The following is a 16,768-nucleotide window of genomic DNA, read 5'->3' as shown; positions in this document are numbered from 1 at the left end:
CTATGCCCAGCATAGCAATTTGATACCATTGTAGACAATATTAGCTAATGATACAATGTCACACTTTCCTGTAGTCCTCATTATTATTCTTCATATCAGCTGGAAACCAACAACAGGAAACCTCTTTCCCAAAGCTACTTTACCGTTCATTATACGAGCATATGCAACAAACTTGTGCTACAGTTGTAGTACTTGTGCAGTAGACGACTTGTATCACAGTTGCGTACGAGCTATTATTTATAAGTAAAATATAACGGTTCCAGACGATAGTCACCGAGGAGACTTTCCATGGCCGAAAGCCAGATTGAATTCACCCCACAAGGTGAGCACGGATATATTACAGTAGACAGCAACTGGCTTATCACATCCTGCAATGGTACAGCCTCTAAAATTCTCGATATCCCGGAATGCACCCTTCAAGGTAAGGACTGCAGGGAGATCTTCTGCAGTGATGATCGATTCCGCCAGATATGCAGCCACCTCAAACCACTCTCCAGAAACAGGGCAGGTAAATCAGAACAGATCCGACTTACTACCCATACCGCCACGACCAACACCCCGATCGCCCTGGAAGTCATAACGTTACCTAGTGACAAGGGCGGACTAGCTGGAGCGTATATCGGTTTTTCTGACTTTAGTACCCCGCTTGCAGCCAGCAGGCTTGCACTGAATTCCATTGCAGAGGGCGTCTTCACCGTCGACCATGACTGGAAGATCACCTCCTGGAATAGTGCGGCCGAACGAATAACCGGTTTCAGCGAAGAGGATGTTTTAGACCGCCCCTGTAAATCGATATTCAAATCGACAATCTGCAAAAAAGACTGCGCCATCGCCAAATCCATCCAGGCCTGCTCAAATGTAACCAACCCATCTGTCTATATTGCCACCAAGAGAGGCAGGTATGTACCGGTCCAGGTGAGTGCTGCGCCACTGGTAGATATGGAAAAAAATATTATCGGCGGGGTTGAAACGTTTCGAGACATGACGGCACGGGTTCAACATGAGCTCATTCTCGATGCCGTCGCCGATGGTGTTTTCACTGTCAACTCCCGTGGTCATGTTACCTCTTTCAACAGAGCCGCCGAGAAGATTACCGGCTGGTCTGAAGAAGAAGTCCTTGGGAAATCATGTTCCGAAGTGCTCCTCTCCAGCATTAATGTCGCCAGCTGCCCTTTGACCATCTGTATGCGGGAAAAACGAACTATAGTTGACACTGAGCTGTTTATCATCAACAAGAATGGTTTTTCCATCCCGGTCAGTGTCAGTGCGGCTCCCTTTCTCGATCACCAGGGTTATGTCATAGGCGGTGTTGAATCCTTCAGGGACAATACCAACCGATTACAGACAGCACTCATATTGGACTCCGTCGCAGACGGCGTTTTTACTGTCGATCGGGACTGGCGCATCACCTCATTTAATCAGGGAGCAGAGATTATCACCGGCTGGAGCCGCGAGAAGGCCCTGGGCCAGTTCTGTTCAGATGTCTTCCATTCATCGATCTGCGGGAAAAACTGCGCCATTGCGGAAGCACTGTATACCGGTAAACCTGTGGCCAATCGTTCTATTTCGATCCAGGCCTTCGACAACATATGTACTCCTGTCAGTATAAGTGCTGCTCCTCTGGTAGATCACGATGGTAATGTCGTCGGCGGGGTTGAAACATTTCGGGACCTCAGGGTGGAGATCAACCTCCGTCGGCAGTTAATGCGAAACTTCACCTTCGAATCCATAATCAGTAAAAGTCCGGCCATGCAGCGTCTCTTCCAGATTCTGCCGGAGATATCTCTCAGTGAAAGCAATGTCCTGATCCTCGGTGAAAGCGGTACAGGCAAGGAACTCATTGCCAAGGCTATCTTCAATGCTTCTGGCCGAAAAGACAAGCCTTTTGTGGCTGTCAATTGCGGAGCACTGCCCGAGACCCTGCTTGAATCCGAACTGTTTGGTTATAAGACGGGGGCCTTCACCGATGCCAAGAAAGACAAAGAAGGTCGGTTTGCAGCCGCGGAAGGCGGCACCCTCTTTCTTGATGAGATTGGTGACATCCCCCAGTCACTGCAGGTCAAGTTGCTTCGTGTCCTTCAGGAAAAGGTCTACGAACCTCTAGGGAGCAACACCCCGGTCAAGGCGGACGTACGTATACTTGCCGCGACCAACAGAGATCTTGGCCAACTGGTGCAGGAAGGATTATTCAGGGATGACCTTTTTTATCGCTTGAATGTGGCCAATATAGTATTGCCGCCGCTACGCGAAAGAATCGAGGATATTCCTCTGCTGGTGGATCATTTTGTTGAAAATTTCCGTGCAGAAAAACAAAAAGACATTTCCGGCGTCAGTGATGAGGTGATGGTACGCTTGATGCGATACCACTATCCGGGAAATATCAGGGAACTTGAGAACATCATTGAATACAGCTTCATCCTCTGCCCGGGAGGACAAATCCAGGAGAGTCACCTCCCGGAGAGTATGTCGGAAGAAAATATGGGCACACCCGCCATCACCCTGGCTGGCAGCCGACGTATGACTCTTGAGGAACTGGAAAAACAGGCAATCCTGCTTGCCCTGGAGAGAAACAGCTGGAAAAAAATGAAAACATGCAGGGAGCTGGGAATCTCAAAAGACACCCTGCGCCGGAAGTTGCGCAGTTACGGACTTGGCGAACCCCGAAAAAGCTGAGGCAACCGCACTCTGCTACGGTTGCCTTTTCCTAACGTACAAGACTACTCTTCACCCGACTTCAGCTCGTCCCCTGCCTCCTGTTTCCCGGATTTTTTCCGTAACCGGGAAAGCCGTCGTTCTTCTCGTTCGGCATCCCCTGCCTGGTCTTCACCGGGTTGACCAGAAACAAGGCGCACCCTTTTAGGGATCACCTTGTCCACCACGGCATCACAATTACAGTGAATCTTTTCCGGACAATCCGAGATCTCGTAACAGGTAGCAAACCGAAGCAGCTTTCTGATACCTGGTATGGAAATGCCCTGATCATGAATCAATGACCTCAGACATGAAACCCACTGTACATCGTTGGGTGAATAGAGACGCCTGGTGCCTTGTCGATGGGGTTTGATCAGACCTTCTTCCTCATATATCCTGAGCGTCCTTGGGTGCACGTCAAGAAGTTGGGACGCAACACCTATGGTGTATACCGGCATGTCTTTTCTCAGTGGCTCCACGGGTTTCTTTTTGCTAACCATTATCCTTTCACCTCAGACGACCCCTTTATCCACTTTGTGGCAACCAGCGACAGTACGTGTTAAGGGCATGGAAAATCTTTCCTAAAAGTTACAACCGGGGTACGGCCGGTTGCCTCACCGACAGGCCCCGTGTACTTCAATATTAATGATCTTCGGAAAGATGACCGCGGAACATTTTCTCACCGATCAAAAAGAGCAGGCCGCAGAAACCGACCCCACCCAGTACGATCAGGTTCTCATGCATACTAGGACTGTAGGTGAGAAGTTCTGGATAATCAACAAGGCCCATCCCGTGATATTGCGGAACCAGTTGACCGACAATGACCAGGTCGTAGCGCATAAAGTAAATCCCGATCATACCTGCGACGGAGGCCGCAAAGAGGGCAGGCATGTTCTTGCCGCGTACGGCCAGGATAATGACAAACGGGATAACCATACCAAGAGCAACCTCACCCATCCAGAAATTAAGGGCATAGTCTCCTGTGAGCAGTGCATTCATGGCCGCGAATTTTCCTGGGGGATGACCAGTAATGCCAGTTATCATTTTCCAGCTGGTAAAGAAGATGATAACTGCCATCATCAGGGCACCCATCTTAGCCACAGACTCCATGGCAAACTTCATCTTGTCACTCATTTTCCAGCCATTTGCCTTGTATGCAAGATAAGAGAAGAAAATGATAGCAACGCAACCGGACATTGCTGCAGAGGCTATAAAGTAGATCGGCATGTACGGTCCATGCCAGAACTCACGTCCATTAAGCAGTCCGAAAACTGCTCCGAGATTGGAGTGTGCCACAACACCGGTAAGCAGGCCGGCCAGGCCAAAAGACATGGCCACTTTGTGATTATTCATCTGCAGCATAACAAACTCAATCACCATAAAGAGGAGATATGCTCCGTACAGGGTACCCATCCACCAGATGTTGGAGGTCACATTGGCACCTATCACATTTGCTATCGGCATTCGCCATGAGTTCTCGATTTCAAATGCGATAACCAGAAAACCGGCAACAATAGTAGCAATTGACATGAACACCGCACGCTTGGCGATGGGATTGAAGTTCTCAAAGCCGAAAACATGCCCAACTGAAGAAACAATACACAAACCGGTTGAGGTCACGACAAAAAACACATAAGCCGCAATAAGACTACCCCAGGGGACACCACGACTCACGCCGAAAGTATGCTCATGTCCAGCATAAAGAGAGTGGATACCAGCACCTACGCCAACCAGGGTCATGAGTGCCAACAGGCCGATCGCCAGGTTATATTTCCCTGAATCGGTTGCCTCCAGACCGCCTTCTTGAGGAAGAACTCCCGCCAATAAATTGTTCATCACACGTTACTCCTTTCTCGACCTGTATGGCCGATTCTGATTTTGCTTCCCAGTTCTCTGATTGAACCACCGACGATACTCACTTCCCATTCATTCCTGTAGCGAGTCCTTTACCTACCTTTTCACCTTTCTTTGCATACCTTGTTGAACGGCTCCTCTTCGAGTTCAGCTCCAGGTATGTGTGCAATGAGGCCCCTCCGATCCAGATGATCATGAATATGATTGTTTCCATGACTCCCTCCGCATTCTTTTTGTACAACTATATAGCACGTCACTATATACAAGTAACATACCATTTTTTGTTTATGGTATACTTAACAACTATGACTGTCAAGTAATTTGCCATTAAAATATCCGGAAGAACTCTTGAAGGTTCTCGCACATCTGACATATCTATATAAAATTACGTCTATTATATCAATACATTTTTTTCTTAAATAGGGGTCGCAAAATGCGTCCTTTTACGTACCGATACATCAAAGACGCAAAATGCGCCCTTTTTTATCCGCATAATCAGATGTATATCTACTTACAACAGCAAATGACAGAGAGCAAAAGTCGCCTGGCCAGGCCAAAAAAAAATTTCGACTCATCCGAAAAAATGACAAATCAGAGAAAGAATAGCAGTAAGTCAGGGAGATATGTGCGACACAGTGGTACAAAAAGAGAAAGCATCCTCCTTGAAGAGGACACTTTCTTATGAAGAAGAAAGGGATGATGTACCCCATCCCGGAAGGATGATTTCAGCTCAATCAGGCGACAGCACCCTTGTGTGCTGAGCCGGTATGAATTCTCTCAATTTTGGTTGGAATAAGGCTGTTTGAAAAAAAGGCCGAACACCGTTTACGTTTTTCAAAAGGACAATCGATGATGTTCCAGCAAGGGGTATATTTCAATAGTTTCTTTATGGCATTTATACTGACACCGTGGCTGTGTATCATCTCACGCAAACATTCCAACCATTGTACATCACGCATGGTGTAATAACGCCATGACCCTTTTCTGAACGGTGTAATAAGACCGTTGGCTTCATAATTTCTTATTGTTCTGGGGTGCACCTTCAGCATTTCGGCCACCATGCCTATGGTAAATACCGCACGATCATCTGCCAGCATGCTGGTATCGCCGTTATCATTATTGCTCTGATACATTTTATTTGCTCCTCACATGCTTGTTGGAATTGACATTAATGTGACTCTGAGTTGTCTGCTGAAAAAAGTTTCGCAAACTTTTTCTCACCGATCAGAAAACCAAGCCCCATCACTCCGATTCCGCCGACAACCAGGAGATGCTCGGCTGGCGCCGGGCTATAAGTAAGATAGGCCGGTGCATCACTGCTGAACTCTGCATATTGTGGAATAATGAGTCCGGCAACTACCAGGTTATAGCGGGCAACAAACTGCCCAACAAGAACCAGCAGAGAAGCCAATGACAGGGCCTGCAGCGAGCGAAGACGACTAAAAGCCAGCAGGGCCATGGGCAGGACCAGTCCGATACCAATCTCAAAGAGCCAGAAGGATTTTGCTAATGGACCGCGAATCACCGCATCTGCTGCCCGCCTCATCTCTTCGGTGCCACAGTAACTATTGGCAATTTTCCAGGCCGTTGCCAGCCCTACCAGAAAAATCATGACCAACATCAATCGCCCAGCAAAACGTAAGGCCTGAAAAGTCGTGTGACTCATCCTCTCACAACGTAGCAAATGCGCATAATGAGTGAACAGAATTACTGCAGCTGCACCACACAGGAAGGCGCATGACAGAAAGAAAATTGGTAGTTGAGCACCATACCAGAATGGCCTTGCGCCAAGGGAGGCAAAGACCGAGCCAAGATTTGAGTTGGCAAACATCTCGGTTACGGCACCAAGGAGGCCAAGAATGAGGGCCGGCTTAAATCTACCGGTAACAATCAGATAGAACTCCACAAACATGATGCCAACAGCCATACCGTACAGGGTACCCATCCACCAGATATTGGATGTGAGATTCGGATGAAAAAGGACGCCGAGAGGCATCCGCCATGGATTCTCTATTTCCAGACCGATCACGGTAAAGGCGCTGAGCAACATGATGATTGACAGCCAAACCATTCTGTTAGCCAGCGGTTCCAACAACTTGATATGAAACAGATGGGTCAGGGCAGCCATTATACAGAGCCCCGTGGATATAATTGCAAAATAGGCATACACTCCAATCAGCATGCCCCATGGCACGTCCCTGGTGTTAGCAAATGCATGATGATGTCCCACCATCTGGGCGTAGATACCTGCACCCACTCCTGCCATGAGGAAGAGCCCCATCAGGGTCATGAGCAGGTTCGTTTTCTGTGGAGTTAGTTCGCTATGCTGAACACTATCTATTATTATATTTCCTTCCATCTATTGATCCTCCGATACGTGGTAATCTTTTATTGTTCAATCTGGTAGTTGGCTCATACCTGTTCGGCACATTCAGGTTCCTCAAGCCATTTACGATCATCACGTTTCTGGCAGGTGAAGACAGCAATGAGGGCTATAGGCCCGGCGAAGGGGCCAAGCATCATGAAGAGCATCAGGGAAAGTAGAAACCAGCCGATTTCAGACATTGATTTCAGGCATTTTCCTGATTCACCAGAGAGCTCTTCAAGAGACATCGACATATTCTTATTTTCCACTGTAGTCAGCATGGTTAGACCTCCTTTGATGTAACCGTTTGTTGCTTCTGTTACCCTCTATAAAGCAACGATTATGCCAAAGTGGAAAAAGCTCGCGAAAACACCTCTTCTAATGTATCAACGCACTGTATTAACGAGACATAGTTAATAATTGTAAAATGAAGACTTTATGGTTGAGGACGCATTTTGCGTCTATATGCTCTTTTGAACCGGGCGCAGAATGCGTCCTTGAAGGAATTTTATAATTACCTGTTTTAATATGATTTTTTTTCACAATTACTTCAAGATAACGAAAAATAAATTCAACGATGTTGTCATACTGGTTCATAATGCTATTTTTGTACGTAATATCTATTTGTTAGTACATTGCGTTTGGAATGGCGCAGAATGCGCCCTGAGGATGCCTGGTAACCGGAAAAGAGAGAAGCTAGAGGAGGGAAAAAGAAACCGCATGTAAACACCAAAGGAATAAACCCGTATTTACATGCGGTTACAAAAAAGAACAACAGAATATCAGTGATCGGCATCCTTCTTTTCGCCACCACCAACCAGACGGGCATGACCACGCACACCGATGTGGCAGGTTGTGCATCTTGTATTGGAAGCGAAAGCAGTATCGCCATCATGACAAGCACCACAATACCCACCATCATAAAGCGATTGCATGGTAAAATCGTCATTTTCCTCAGCTACGCCGGCTTCCATTTCGAAAAGATCATCGTGACAGGAGTCACAATCCATTCCTCCTTCCATGGTGTGGACCTTATGTTCAAACACCACCGATTTTACCGGTTTGGTCCAGATAATAGGGGCCAGCGGACCATATTCATCTTCATCATAGTCACTGTCGTCAACCTTTGCCTCGGAAGCATTCAATATCATTCCGGTCAATACAAAGACGCCCAGGACGAAAAGCAGTAGAATATTTTTCATTACGTTCTCCTTGTAATACATATGTCTTGCCGGAAACGGCTGTGATCTGCCTCCGGCCTGTTTTTATTCTAGGCGTTTGTATAAAATACATTTGGGATAGCACCTGTTTCCGGTCGCAGGACCCATACCATCGTTTCCGGAGCATGGACCAACTGGAATACCCGACTTTCACTATCGGCGAGATTGCCGAATACCCGGACATCGGCAGGACATGCTTCTACACAGGCCGTGTCTTCCTTTCCTTTTGATAGACGTGTATCCAAACAGAAGTTACATTTATCTGCAGCCCGTGTTTCCTCCTTGAAATACCGTGCATTATATGGGCAAGCGGTCATACAAGTTTTACAGCCGATACAACGGCTCGGTTTCATGAGGACAATACCGGTCTTCTCATCTTTCCAGGTGGCCGTAGTCGGGCAGACACGCACGCAGGGAGGACGATTACAATGGTTGCAAAGTACAGGCATAAAAATGGTCTCATGAGTACCGTTACCAAGTGAACGCCTTCGTTCGAGGATCGTTGTTCTGAATCCATAGCCGGGTACGTCATTGGTCTTTACACATGCATCCTTACATTGTTCGCAATCAATGCACAGACGTTCACGGATAACCATCGTGTAGTGAGGATTATAAGGATACTTACCTGGCTCGGGTACAACACTTGAGGCCTCGGCATTGCGCACAGAGGTCAGGGATAGAACCGTACCACCAAGATAGAGACCGGTAACGGCCAGCCCCATCTTCAGGAACTTCCGCCGCTCTTCAGACGGCAATGTTGACAGGTCCTCACTTTCCAGTTTTTCCAGATCTTCAATTTTCATTCCAAGACTCCGTTATCATCATCCCAATGAGGATGATTCAACTATGTTATATGTCTAACACCACAAGCCAACACGTGGCATCAATCAACAGCGTTACTTACAGAGAACAAGCAACCGGGGAAAGAGTAGTGAATAATGACGATTCCCACGATATGCTGACAGAGACGCCTGCTTCCTTCCTGTAAAAGCACCGGATAGCGACGAATTTGAAAATGAGCTTAAACATCAAATAAGTGTGTAATTACGTTAAATTACATCAACGACCACCTATTTAACCAAATTCTTTACCAGACATTTATTCCATCTTTGGTGTAGCCAGTCAAGGTTTTATTCTGTGCATTAACAAAAAAACATGCCCTGAGGCAGATCACGGTATGGGCATAAATGAACCGATGAATGCGTTCCAGCGTCAAAATACTCGTATTATATTGTAAAAACAGAAAATATTATAGATAGCAGGTAGTCGTTTCTGCCCCGCCAATCCTGTACTACGTTGTGTCACAAACACCATGCGTCAGATAGGCACCCGTCTTCATCAGAGAGGGAGCGACACCTCTCTGTCAGTAAGCACAAAATATTTTGGCAATCCTGCAATTACTTTAGCCGGACAGCTATCCATATCGACGGAATCATCAAGAAAAATATCAAGAGCCTGCTGCTTCCCCTCACCTATGACCAGAAGTAGTCCGACTGATGATTTTTTAAGCAATTCAAAAGTTGCGCTCACGCGAGTCGGGGGTGGTTTCGGTGCATCAGTTATGAGCACAAAGCTCTCCCGGGTTCGATGAACCTCTCCTCTTCCCGGAAAGAGACTGGCGATATGACCGTCTTCTCCACTTGACAGCAGTACAATATCAAAACGCCCACCCAGCTTATTGAGCATCTGCGCATAACGACCTACAGCACCCCGCCGATCTACGTCATCGAATTCGAACGGGTGCAAAGATTCGGCCGGTAAGATATCTCCTAACTGCTCAAACAGTAACCGGTAGTTGGACTGCTCATCCGTGACTGGCACGAACCGTTCATCTACCATGAATATGTGAACCCTCTGCCAGTCAATTTTAAATTCCCCAAGTGCCTTGAAAACAGGAATGACGTTTCTGCCACCCGGAACGGCCAGGACCACATGAGGTTGACTCTCCAGCAGCTTTTCAATCCCCTCCTTATAAATGATCCAGGCAGCCTTTTTCGCAAGCATTTCAGGCAGCGCCTGGAGCACCATAAAATTATCTTTCGCCATTCTTCATGTACCATTTACGTAAAATATTGTTTATTGAATGCCACAACACTATATCATCCTCTTGTACTTTCCGTATTTTTTTATCTGCGAGCTTTTCATGGGGAAAAATCACAGAAGAGTTGATATAGTCGTTTTTGTAGAGAAATAAGTCAATTAATATACCGAAATCACATTATGAAGAAATTCTTTCTTTTCATTTTCCTGCCGATCCTCCTCATGACTGCCACCATTGGAGGGTTTACAGCATACCGTCACATCCAGGCATTGCAAAGTACTATCAGCAAAAAATTCGACGGAAAGAAATGGGCCTTGCCCGCGGTTGTATACGCCCGACCACTTGAACTGTATCCCGGACTCCAACTTGATCCGGACATGTTTGAGAATGAACTATTGCTCTGTGGGTACCGATCTGAAAAAAAGGTCCACTCCTCTGGTGGATACAGCCGGACAAATTCAAGCTTTCATTTGATAACCCGCCCGTTTTCCTACCCAGGCGGAAAAGAAGAATCGGCCAGTATCCGGATCGACTTTATCGAGGATAGTATCTTAAAGATTGTCGCCGCCCAGGACTCCACTCCTGTTTCCTATGTCCGGATCGATCCGGCCCGTATAGGTAGTTTTCATCCACTGGAACACGAGGACAGACTGGTTTTAACAAACGCAGAGGTTCCTCAACTTCTCAAACAATCTTTGATTGCGGTGGAAGATAGAGATTTTTACCAGCATCACGGTATTTCCATCAAAGGAATAGTACGAGCACTTCTGACCAATATCCGTGCAGGCAGGACTGTCCAGGGCGGCTCGACCATCACCCAGCAATTGGTGAAGAACCTTTTCCTTAATCGGGAGCAAACCCTGAAACGGAAATTTCAGGAAGCTGTTATGGCAATTTTGCTTGATCGCAAATACGCCAAAGACGAGATCATGACCGCCTACATCAACGAAGTGTTCCTCGGTCAGGACGGTGCACGTGCTATCCATGGTTTCGGACTTGCCAGCCAGTTCTTTTTCCGTCGGGATATAAACGATCTCTCTATCGCGCAGATAGCAACCCTTGTCGGCATGGTAAAAGGTCCCTCAAGTTACGATCCAAGAAGGCATCCAGAAACAGCTCTTGCCAGAAGACAGCAAGTTCTTAAGATGATGCAGGAAACAGGCGTGATCGATACTGCCACCCAGGCAACCGCAGGTAATCAACCACTGACCGATGTTGCACCACAGAAAATTGGTTTCAACCGGTTCCCAGCATTTCTCGATCTGGTAAAACGGCAGTTACAGGAAGAGTACCACGAGAAGGACCTGAACAGCGACGGCTTGCAAATCCTGACCACCCTTGACCCTCTAACCCAGATTATACTGGAAGAGCAGCTTGAGCTCTCAATAAGTCAACTTGAGCAGGAGCGCCAGTTGTCAAATATTGAGGGAGCCGCGGTTATAACCTCCCGGGATACTGGTGAGATCGAGGCAATAGTCGGTGGTAAACATAGTCGAACATCAGGGTTCAACCGAGCCCTGGACGCAAACAGACCAGTTGGATCACTTATTAAACCAGCAGTGTACCTGGCTGGCCTGGAACAGGGCTATACCCTTGCCAGTCCATTACTTGACCAACGATTGACACTCAAAACCGAGGGCGAAACATGGCGACCGGAAAATTACGATCGTCAAGAGCATGGCCGGGTCGCCTTATACAGGGCACTTGCCAAATCATATAACCTGGCCACTGTCCGCCTCGGACTTGATGTCGGTCTTGAGACGGTTATCGATACAATTAGAAGAATGGGATACTCAGGCCAACTTAAAAACTACCCATCCCTGTTGCTTGGCGCCGTCTCTATGACACCCCTGCAGATTACCCAGATCTACCAGACAATTGGCTCAGGCGGCTTCTACCAGCCACTTCGCTCAATCCGTTCTGTAATGGATGCAAGCGGCAAGACACTCAATCGCTATGGCCTCGCTGTTGAACAACGCTTTTTGCCCGAACACATTTACCTGCTCAATCACGGTCTGCAAAGGGTAATGGAAGAAGGAACAGGAAGAAAACTGCAAATCGAGGATGCAGGGCTTTATAGTGGCAAAACAGGAACATCTGATGGACTACGGGACAGTTGGTTTGCCGGTTTCACCGCAAACAGGCTCTCGGTCGTATGGCTCGGTAAAGACGATAACACACCTACCTCCCTAACGGGTTCTACAGGTGCATTAAGGGCATGGGGAGACATCGTTGAAAACCTCAAGGATAGCCCGTCGCAACCTACTGAACCAGAATCAATCACCTGGCATCGTATTGATACAACGACATTCAGACCAACCAGCATCTTTAATAGAAACAGTACCAAACTGCCCTTCCTGCGCGGTCATGAACCTGTTACGGTATCAGAGACCCCAAAACCACGAACGACCACCGCATCTGATATAGAAAATGATTTGCATGAACTTGAGAAAGAGGCACGCAAAAACCTGCGCCATGCAGAAAAAGAAGCCCGTAAGATTATAAAATCACTTAACGACCTTTTAAAATGAATCGTACATACTTCCACTTAACTGTCCCAAAGCGTGGCTTCTATTTTTTACTCTTCATCTGTGCAAGTTTTTTTCTTCATGGGTGTGCCTCAGTCTATCAGCCCTTGCCACGCCCACAACCCTCCTATCCGCAGCCCACTTACCCGTCTGCACCGCAAACCAGGATTCCCCCGCCATCTACTATTCCGGATACAACTCCTGAACCTCCACCCCTCGATTACGAAGCCAAAACCGGGGCTGCCGCCTCCCTTTACAATCAGTCCAGAGAGCTTATTTCCCAAGGACAATATCGACAAGCTGAACTCACCCTTGAAAGAGCACTCAGGATCGAGCCTAAAAACGGCTATTACTGGTACACCATGGCCGATCTCAAATATCGCCAGAACAAGCCAGGCCAGGCGGTGCAGTTCTGCCTCAAATCAAAGAGCCTTGCCGGCAGAGACAAGAAATTGGTACGACTCAACGAGGCCCTCATCCGGAAGGCGCAATAAGAGAGGGTAATGAAAGGTGTCGAAGAGGAACAAAAGTTGGAGGGCAACGTACACACTGCCGCTCACAAGGAGGGAGAGTGCGGCAGTATGCACGTACGTTATAAATAATCAGGCCGGGTATTTTCCTTCGATATAGTCTTTCAGGTACCGGTTCTCTACATTTTTCTCCGTCATCTGAGCCTTGACAACATCACCGATAGATACCAGTCCAACCAGATCACCTTTTTCCAGGATTGGAATGTGGCGCACCCTGTTTTCGGTCATAATATTCTGAATGTAGTCAAGATCATCCTCTAAAGTGGCGACGATAAGATCAGAAACCATGACCTCTTTCACTTTCATTGTAGTGATACCATCCAGATTGTTGTGAATGCCTTTTAAAACATCATTCGGGGCAACAATTCCTAGAATTTTATCGTACTTATCAACCACCAGCAGCGATCCAACCTTGTTTGCAAAGAACAGCGCCATGGCGTCAACGAGCAGCGTTTCTTCGTGGGTGCTGATTACCCTTGTTCCTTTCTCGTTTAATATATCTTGTACTTTCATTCTATTACTCCTTGGAATTCGACCCTAACGTTCACTCCGGTAAGAGTCTTGTCAACAAGTGATTTCGTCTCTGTTTTAAAACAATACAGGGAAGCAGCCAATTACGAATACACAGATAGCCATGACAACTGTTGTAATTGGTGCCAAAGAAATCCCCGCAGTCTCAAAACTGTCTTCCGGTTCACTGAAGTACATCAGGATAACCAGGCGTAAATAGTACCACATAGACAATACACTTGAGACTATGGCCAAAACAGCCAGCAGCATGTAGCCTGCACGGATTGCATCAGTAATAATATAAAACTTTCCAAGAAAACCTGCCGTCGGCGGAATACCCGCCATTGACAGCAGGAATATAGTAATAGCACCGGCCGAATATGGGCGCACCTTGGCCAACCCCTTAAAATGATCGAAGCTGTTTCGTTTTTCACCTTCCCCGCCAAGGTATGAAAGAGCTGCAAAAATACCTAAAGTAGATACCGCATAAGCAGCCAGGTAAAACATGATCACTCCACCAGAGAACCCGTCGGTTCCCAAAGCGATAAGTGCAACCAGAAGGTATCCGGTATGGACTATACCGGAAGCAGCCAGCATACGTTTAATGTTATCCTGGCTGATGGCAATAAGGTTACCTGCAAACATCGTCAGCACAGCAATCCAGAAGAGGTATTCTACCCACACCCCTTTCAGGCTGCTTTCAATGATCAGAAAATTTGCAAAGACAGCAAAGATCGCAGTCTTTACCGCTGTAGCCATAAAACCTGTAACCGGCAGAGGAGCACCATCATACACATCAACAACCCAGGCATGAAAGGGAAAGGCCGCCGCCTTGAACAAAAAGGCAACAATTACAAGAAACGCTCCCGCAATGAGGGCCGGATTAGCAAGAGCTCCGGACTCACTGAGATGCACGGCAATCTGTTCAAATCGGGTGCTACCCGCCGAACCATAAATGAGGGCCGCTCCCATGGTAAACAGTCCACCGGCAAAAGCACCTAACATCAAGTATTTCAAGATGGCTTCGGATCGTTTTACACTGCCACGATCATATCCTACCAGAACGTATATGGAGAGTGACATGATCTCCAGTGCAATAAACACGGTAATCAGCTCGGCAGCCATGGTCAACAGCAGCATACCGCACGCGGCAAACATCATCAGGCTGTAAAACTCAGGGGTACAAAACTTATTTTTAGTAAAATAGGTCTGAGCAATCATACAACTGAAAAAACCGCAGCCGAGAATAATGAGTCCCGCCATTTTGGTAAATGTCGAAGCCACCATCATACCGTTGAAAACCGAACCATAAGGAGTGATACTCCCATTGAGGCTCGTCGCCATCTGAACAGCGAAGGCAACTGCAAACATTGCCAGACAGACAATTGTGCTGTTCCCCTCCCTGATGTTGTCCATTGTTGACAGCAGCATCAGGATAATTGCCCCGGCCCCAACTACGAGAAGCGGAAGAATTACAATAAAATCAAGCATAGTCTCTCACTCACCCTTCATATCAAGTATTTGGCCCTCGACAGGGACATTGACATTTGCCAACTGCTGCACCTTACCTGAAGCAACCAGGTAGTTCTGGGCAGTCGGTGTCACCTTTTCCAGAAACGGCTGGGGACATACACCCATCACGATGATCAATATTACTACGGGCAGGATTGTGAGGGTTTCTACCGCAGAAAGATCTGCAAAACCTTCCGTCCGCTCGTTTTTCTTTTGGAAAAATACTCGCTGGAACATCCAGAGCATATAACAGACACCTATAATGAGAGTCGTTCCTGCCAGCACACCAATAGTGACATCAAACTTCACTGCACCGAGGATAATAAGGAATTCACCGATAAAACCTGATGTTCCCGGCAAACCGACCGAGGCTAGCATTGCTACAGCGAAAAATGTAGCAAATACCGGAGCTTTATAAGCAATACCACCAAGATCGTCAATGGTACGTGTCTCCATTCTGTCTTCAATTATACCGAGCAGCAGGAACAGCACGCCCGTACTGGTGGCATGGGCCACTATCTGGTAAAGGGTTCCGGTAAGTGCCTGCAGGTTCATAGTAAAGACACCTAAGGCGATAATACCCATGTGGGAGGCGGAGGAAAATGCCAGCATCCGCTTGAAATCCTTTTGGGCCATGGCTGCAATGCCGCAATACATCATGCCGACCACACCCATATAGGAGAGAATGATACCGTAGCGGGCAAGATCCTCACCGAAAACAGGGACAACGAAACGAATAACGCCGTAAACGCCTATCTTCGCCATTATTGCTGAGAGTACGAAAGTTGCGCCAGTAGGAGCCTCTGTATAGGCATCGGGCAACCAGGTATGAAATGGGAAAATTGGAATTTTAATAGCAAAGGCCAGCATGAAAAACATAAATGCAGCAGTAGCCGCAGGACCAGTCAGGGAGAGTGTTGCGATATCTGCCACGTTAAAGCTCCATACCCCTGCCTGATCATGATAACTGACCGCAACATAGACGAGAGCTACCAACATGAACAAAGAGCCCATGATGGTATAAAGGGTAATTTTAATAGTGGCAAAGCGGCGATTGGGACCGCCATAAAGACCGATCATGAAAAAAATCGGTAACAGCATGACTTCCCAGAATATATAGAAAAGAATCATATCGACCGCGCAGATAGCGCCCATCATTGCGCCTTGAGCGATCATCAGGTTGGCATAATAGCCTTTAGTCTTCGTTGAAAAAAGCAGGTATACCATCGGGAATAGACAGGAACCGGCCAGCAAAACCAAAAGCGAAATACCGTCGACACCGAAGCTGTAAACAAGGCCCAGGGACTGATTCCAGACCATGTTTTCAACAAATTCCATTTCCCCGCTACCGGAAAACTGGAAGAAAACCTTAAGGCCGAGAATTACGATGAGCGCTGCCACCACCAGACCGATAGCCCGAGCTGCCTCATTGCGGACAGGCAACACAAGTAATCCAAGACCGGCGATTATCGGTAGAAACACTATTATGGAAAGGACATTGTCGAACATGTAGTCAC

The 16,768-nt window shown here is 47.2% G+C and carries 15 protein-coding genes; 3 read left to right on the top strand and 12 right to left on the bottom strand.

Translation table 11 applies throughout. From position 1 onward, the window contains the following. Positions 1–288 precede the first annotated feature (288 nt). Entirely contained in the window at positions 289–2,673 is a 2,385-nt protein-coding gene (locus tag GA520_RS03480; RefSeq protein WP_163338072.1) for a sigma 54-interacting transcriptional regulator, read from the top strand. Between the two features lie 44 nt (positions 2,674–2,717). Here GA520_RS03480 and GA520_RS03475 read toward each other — a convergent pair whose 3' ends face one another. The 9 genes from GA520_RS03475 to pgl all read right to left on the bottom strand — a co-directional run bounded on the left by GA520_RS03475 (position 2,718) and on the right by pgl (position 10,176). Beyond that, positions 2,718–3,191, bottom strand: coding sequence for a MerR family transcriptional regulator (locus GA520_RS03475; RefSeq protein ID WP_205749265.1), 474 nt, complete (start codon positions 3,189–3,191; stop codon positions 2,718–2,720). A gap of 142 nt (positions 3,192–3,333) precedes the next feature. Beyond that, a complete protein-coding gene (nrfD, locus tag GA520_RS03470) occupies positions 3,334–4,527 on the bottom strand; it encodes an NrfD/PsrC family molybdoenzyme membrane anchor subunit (protein WP_163338073.1) in 1,194 nt (397 codons plus the stop codon). 79 nt (positions 4,528–4,606) lie between these two features. After that, complete coding sequence (locus tag GA520_RS03465; protein ID WP_163338074.1) at positions 4,607–4,759, bottom strand: hypothetical protein; 153 nt, start codon at positions 4,757–4,759, stop codon at positions 4,607–4,609. Between the two features lie 520 nt (positions 4,760–5,279). Then, positions 5,280–5,678, bottom strand: a complete 399-nt coding sequence (locus tag GA520_RS03460; protein ID WP_240910137.1) for a MerR family transcriptional regulator — start codon at positions 5,676–5,678, stop codon at positions 5,280–5,282. 35 nt (positions 5,679–5,713) lie between these two features. Beyond that, complete coding sequence (nrfD, locus tag GA520_RS03455; protein WP_163338075.1) at positions 5,714–6,904, bottom strand: NrfD/PsrC family molybdoenzyme membrane anchor subunit; 1,191 nt, start codon at positions 6,902–6,904, stop codon at positions 5,714–5,716. Between the two features lie 53 nt (positions 6,905–6,957). Then, positions 6,958–7,191, bottom strand: coding sequence for a hypothetical protein (locus GA520_RS03450; RefSeq protein ID WP_163338076.1), 234 nt, complete (start codon positions 7,189–7,191; stop codon positions 6,958–6,960). A gap of 501 nt (positions 7,192–7,692) precedes the next feature. Beyond that, positions 7,693–8,112, bottom strand: a complete 420-nt coding sequence (locus GA520_RS03445) for a cytochrome c3 family protein (protein ID WP_205749266.1) — start codon at positions 8,110–8,112, stop codon at positions 7,693–7,695. Between the two features lie 68 nt (positions 8,113–8,180). After that, positions 8,181–8,933: a 4Fe-4S dicluster domain-containing protein gene (locus GA520_RS03440; protein WP_163338077.1), complete on the bottom strand. Its 753-nt coding sequence runs from the start codon at positions 8,931–8,933 to the stop codon at positions 8,181–8,183. Between the two features lie 535 nt (positions 8,934–9,468). Continuing rightward, complete coding sequence (pgl, locus tag GA520_RS03435; protein ID WP_163338078.1) at positions 9,469–10,176, bottom strand: 6-phosphogluconolactonase; 708 nt, start codon at positions 10,174–10,176, stop codon at positions 9,469–9,471. A 174-nt stretch (positions 10,177–10,350) separates the two neighbouring features. On the opposite strand from pgl, the gene mrcB reads away from it, so the two are divergent. Both mrcB and GA520_RS03425 read left to right on the top strand, forming a co-directional pair. Continuing rightward, positions 10,351–12,702, top strand: a complete 2,352-nt coding sequence (gene mrcB, locus GA520_RS03430; RefSeq protein ID WP_163338079.1) for a penicillin-binding protein 1B — start codon at positions 10,351–10,353, stop codon at positions 12,700–12,702. Further along, on the top strand, positions 12,699–13,193 hold the full coding sequence (locus tag GA520_RS03425; protein ID WP_163338080.1) for a tetratricopeptide repeat protein: 495 nt from the start codon (positions 12,699–12,701) through the stop codon (positions 13,191–13,193). Before mrcB ends, GA520_RS03425 begins: the two co-directional genes overlap by 4 nt. 108 nt (positions 13,194–13,301) lie before the next feature. Here the strand turns inward: GA520_RS03425 and GA520_RS03420 are convergent, their stop codons facing one another. The 3 genes from GA520_RS03420 to GA520_RS03410 form a co-directional block, all read right to left on the bottom strand. Beyond that, on the bottom strand, positions 13,302–13,742 hold the full coding sequence (locus GA520_RS03420) for a CBS domain-containing protein (protein WP_163338081.1): 441 nt from the start codon (positions 13,740–13,742) through the stop codon (positions 13,302–13,304). A gap of 75 nt (positions 13,743–13,817) precedes the next feature. Next, positions 13,818–15,230, bottom strand: coding sequence for an NADH-quinone oxidoreductase subunit N (locus GA520_RS03415; protein ID WP_163338082.1), 1,413 nt, complete (start codon positions 15,228–15,230; stop codon positions 13,818–13,820). Positions 15,231–15,236: 6 nt separating this feature from the next. Beyond that, positions 15,237–16,760, bottom strand: coding sequence for a NuoM family protein (locus GA520_RS03410; protein WP_163338083.1), 1,524 nt, complete (start codon positions 16,758–16,760; stop codon positions 15,237–15,239). Between the last annotated feature and the right edge of the window lie 8 nt (positions 16,761–16,768).

The organism is Desulfopila sp. IMCC35008 (assembly GCF_010646885.2).
Lineage (GTDB): Bacteria > Desulfobacterota > Desulfobulbia > Desulfobulbales > Desulfocapsaceae > Desulfopila.
This window is presented reverse-complemented; position numbering and strand designations above follow the sequence as displayed.

Bases quoted from the DNA above. Each gene is read 5' to 3' on its own strand.
- GA520_RS03480 (WP_163338072.1), top strand. From the start codon at position 289: ATGGCCGAAAGCCAGATTGAATTCACCCCACAAGGTGAGCACGGATAT.
- GA520_RS03475 (WP_205749265.1), bottom strand. From the start codon at position 3,191: ATGGTTAGCAAAAAGAAACCCGTGGAGCCACTGAGAAAAGACATGCCG.
- nrfD (WP_163338073.1), bottom strand. From the start codon at position 4,527: ATGAACAATTTATTGGCGGGAGTTCTTCCTCAAGAAGGCGGTCTGGAG.
- GA520_RS03465 (WP_163338074.1), bottom strand. From the start codon at position 4,759: ATGGAAACAATCATATTCATGATCATCTGGATCGGAGGGGCCTCATTG.
- GA520_RS03460 (WP_240910137.1), bottom strand. From the start codon at position 5,678: ATGTATCAGAGCAATAATGATAACGGCGATACCAGCATGCTGGCAGAT.
- nrfD (WP_163338075.1), bottom strand. From the start codon at position 6,904: ATGGAAGGAAATATAATAATAGATAGTGTTCAGCATAGCGAACTAACT.
- GA520_RS03450 (WP_163338076.1), bottom strand. From the start codon at position 7,191: ATGCTGACTACAGTGGAAAATAAGAATATGTCGATGTCTCTTGAAGAG.
- GA520_RS03445 (WP_205749266.1), bottom strand. From the start codon at position 8,112: ATGAAAAATATTCTACTGCTTTTCGTCCTGGGCGTCTTTGTATTGACC.
- GA520_RS03440 (WP_163338077.1), bottom strand. From the start codon at position 8,933: ATGAAAATTGAAGATCTGGAAAAACTGGAAAGTGAGGACCTGTCAACA.
- pgl (WP_163338078.1), bottom strand. From the start codon at position 10,176: ATGGCGAAAGATAATTTTATGGTGCTCCAGGCGCTGCCTGAAATGCTT.
- mrcB (WP_163338079.1), top strand. From the start codon at position 10,351: ATGAAGAAATTCTTTCTTTTCATTTTCCTGCCGATCCTCCTCATGACT.
- GA520_RS03425 (WP_163338080.1), top strand. From the start codon at position 12,699: ATGAATCGTACATACTTCCACTTAACTGTCCCAAAGCGTGGCTTCTAT.
- GA520_RS03420 (WP_163338081.1), bottom strand. From the start codon at position 13,742: ATGAAAGTACAAGATATATTAAACGAGAAAGGAACAAGGGTAATCAGC.
- GA520_RS03415 (WP_163338082.1), bottom strand. From the start codon at position 15,230: ATGCTTGATTTTATTGTAATTCTTCCGCTTCTCGTAGTTGGGGCCGGG.
- GA520_RS03410 (WP_163338083.1), bottom strand. From the start codon at position 16,760: ATGTTCGACAATGTCCTTTCCATAATAGTGTTTCTACCGATAATCGCC.